General features: G+C 57.1%; 3 protein-coding genes. All 3 read left to right on the top strand.

Translation table 11 applies throughout. The features are described 5' to 3' along the window. Nucleotides 1–138 precede the first annotated feature (138 nt). Nucleotides 139–528, top strand: coding sequence for a hypothetical protein (locus VMU57_RS16155; RefSeq protein WP_325385249.1), 390 nt, complete (start codon nt 139–141; stop codon nt 526–528). Nucleotides 529–862: 334 nt separating this feature from the next. Then, nucleotides 863–2,326, top strand: a complete 1,464-nt coding sequence (locus tag VMU57_RS16160; RefSeq protein ID WP_325385251.1) for a hypothetical protein — start codon at nt 863–865, stop codon at nt 2,324–2,326. A 245-nt stretch (nt 2,327–2,571) separates the two neighbouring features. Continuing rightward, the coding region (locus VMU57_RS16165) for a family 43 glycosylhydrolase (protein ID WP_325385253.1) at nt 2,572–2,889 on the top strand (318 nt) is incomplete at its 3' end.

Genomic DNA, 2,889 nt, shown 5'->3' on the forward strand with positions numbered 1-2,889 from the left:
GTTTGGCAACATACGATCCTCGCCAAATGATTATGGAGCTGCACCTCGAGTTCTAACATCGCGCGACCCGGTGATGAAGGTGAGTCGCTGGGGTCGAAGTTGTACTTCTGAAACCTCAAAAACCGGGGCGGCTCTCGAGTGGGCCACCCCGGTAATACGATTCACTTTTCTTCCGCGCCCTTGTATTGTCTACAGGATGCCTTCGGTCCTGTCGCCTACGGGATCAACAACAACGGGCTGGCGGATACCTTCATCGGCGGCTGGAGCCTGAGCGGGATCTTTACGTATCAGAGCGGCCAGCCGGTGAACGTGCCGTGTACCGCGAGCCACGCAGCAGGAATAGGATGCTATTCAATCGTGAACCGGGCAGCGATGTTCGACAATGCGCATACGCTGACGCATTGGCTGAACGCCGTCGCATACAGCGATCCGAGCAACAATGCGACCACGTTGAACATAGCCGACTTTTCACCGTTGGGAGCGCACCCAGCAATGGCTTCGGTCCGGCGTTCCACAGCGGCGATGTGAGCCTTGATAAGACTCTCCGACTGCCCTTCAACAGGACTAATCTCATCGAGATTCGTGGCGACTCTTTCAACGTAACCAATACCCCAAACTTTGGACAGCCGGGCATACTCAACTCATCGAACACGGCCTTCGCGGCCATCACATCGGAAAGAGATTCTCCGAACGATTCACGCGAATTCCAGTTCTCAATCCGTTATCTCTTCGGCCAGGGCGGGCAACAATAATGCCCGACCGGGGTTCGCCTCTTCGCCATCCCTTCAACCACGCGAGTGCTTCAGGAGAGCCTAGTTCCTGCAGCGCATCGCCCCAAATCGGCTTCAAGAGGAGCAAAGGCATGAAGCGCAAAAGGTCTAAATCTGCCGGCTTTCCTGCTTCGTTTGGTGTGCTGCTTGTGGTGGTGCTCTCGTCGCCAAAGCTACTCGCCTGGGGTGGTCTGCCGCACCAGCAAATCATCGACGGCGCTCTTACGGCGATTCCTGCCAGCGATCAAATCTCGCTTCGCCTGGGCCCGGAAGCCGGGCATCTCCGTGACACAGTCGAGATGGGCGACTGGATGAATTCGCTGATTGTCGTCCAGGAAAACTGGCACGTGACAACGGAGGATTATCCGCAGGTTGAATCTGAGTACTTCGGCAATGATTACCTTCTTTTTCCCGCGGCGCCTCACTTTTTCTCCCACATCATGCCTCAGGTGCACGATACCTATACGCCATTCTTCCTCCGGGCGCTGCAGGCACTCAGAACGGAAGACCAGGCCAACGCTGTTCGATGGATGGGCAGTCTGCTGCATTTCGTCACTGATTCAGGCTCTCCGCCGCACACCATCGGCCTAACCGGCCCTAATCACACAAAAATGGAGAACTGGCTCGACGCCAGCAAGATCGATCTTCGTGGTTACGATCCGCAATTGCTGGGAAATACGGATCAACAGGCTGTGGTGGGCTTGCGCAAAAGGATGGACGGCTTGATTGCGCGCAACGCGAAAATCGCAAAACGCATGTTGCCGTATGCCGAGGCGAATGACCGAGCGCACATCGAGCCGATGGCCCTGGACTGTGCGGAAGAAACTGCCCGGGTTGCGGCCGACGTGATTCACACCTTGCTGGTTCTTTCCGCGAAACCAGCCGAGGCGGATACGGCATCCCTTGTAGCAACCGTCACCGCACCGGCTCTGACTGAACATCCGCAGCTGCCTGCGAAGCTTGTTCTGCTCGGCACAAACTTCAGCACGCTGAGTTCGCTGGACGATTCAAACGCCCGGCAGTACATGGGCACTTTCTCTCTTCGGAACCTGCCTGCCGGAACCTATAGCGCCGCGATCGAGCGTCCCGGTGCGGAGACCCTCTTTCTTCCTTCGTTCACTGTGCGAAGTGGGCAACAGGCCCACTTCACCTGGGCTCTGCAGGGCACATCGCCGCCAGGCAATCTGGTTCAGAATTCCGACTTCAAATTGCACTGGATTTCCTCCGGCTCTCCCGATCACTGGCACCATGATCCGGCATGTCATTGCTGGCTTTCCGACAACATACCTGTAGTACACGGACATTCCTATCGCTTGTACGTTGTCCCGAGCCAATCCTCGACTCGCGAAGCCACAGTCCAATGGATGGCTTTGCACTGGCAGCAGACGAACGATCCGCCGATCCGCATTCCGGCGGTGCAACAGCTTTCTGGCGCTACAACGGTCACGGCACCGCCCATGGCAACTTACGGGCGCATTGCGATAGCCGGTGATGGGCCGCCGCAGAACACGATTCGTGAAGCTGTCATGATACCCTGCCACCATGACTGTCTTTAACCGTCCAGCGCTGATCGATAACTACGTGGACAGCGTTTGCAAGGCGCCATAAAACACGGTGGGCGCGATCGTAATCCCTGGCGATTCCGGTCGTCAGGGATTACTCTTCCAATGGCCGGATCAAAGCAAGGTTTCTTGGCTCGAAACTCCATTGCGTTTCGCGCGGCCGTGGGTTTAAAAGCACGGGGGGGCGTAACATCGATCCTGCAAATTCCCAGGAGTACAGTTCGCGACCAAAGCCTCTGATGAAGAGAAAATTCCTGCACGCCATCCCGCTGGTCCTGCTGACGGCGTCGCTTTGCGTCAGCGCCCAGTACCAGAACCCGGTGCTACGCGGCATGAACCCCGACCCATCCATCCTGCGCGTCGGCCACGACTATTATCTTGCGACCAGCAGCTTCGAGTACTTCCCGAGCTGTCCCATCTATCACAGCCTCGACCTGGTGCACTGGCAGCGGATCGGATATGCGTTGTCACGGCCCTCGCAGTTTGCCCAGCTCAGTCCGCATCCTTCTACCTACGCCACCACGCTGCGCTATCACGATGGAGTTTTCTACCTGATC

Source organism: Edaphobacter sp., from assembly GCF_035532915.1.
In the GTDB taxonomy this organism is placed as follows: Bacteria; Acidobacteriota; Terriglobia; order Terriglobales; family Acidobacteriaceae; genus Edaphobacter.